The organism is Mesorhizobium sp. (genome assembly GCF_005063415.1).
Lineage (GTDB): Bacteria > Pseudomonadota > Alphaproteobacteria > Rhizobiales > Rhizobiaceae > Mesorhizobium.
In genome coordinates this window covers 1-245 of sequence record NZ_SUEG01000415.1, presented here as the reverse complement: position 1 = coordinate 245, position 245 = coordinate 1, and the positions used below count along the sequence as shown (strand labels likewise).

General features: G+C 63.7%; 1 protein-coding gene. It reads right to left on the bottom strand.

Going from position 1 to position 245, the window contains the following annotated elements:
• Positions 1 to 245: ATP-binding cassette domain-containing protein (locus tag E5W70_RS32860; RefSeq protein ID WP_292665529.1), on the bottom strand; the 245-nt coding region annotated here is incomplete at both ends.

The window sequence follows — 245 nt, the reverse complement described above, 5'->3', positions numbered from 1 at the left end:
ATCTTCCGCCAGCTGACCAGCCCGAACCGGCCGAGCGGTGCGCGGCCGATGAAGATATTCTCCGCCACGGTCAGCGTCGGGATCAGGCTCAGTTCCTGGTAGATGGTAACGATGCCGTGGCGCTTGGCATCCTGCGGATTGTGCGGGCTGAATTCGACACCGTCGAAGACGATGCGACCGCTGGACGGTGGCATCACGCCGGACAGGATCTTGAGCAGCGTCGATTTGCCGGCGCCGTTCTCGCC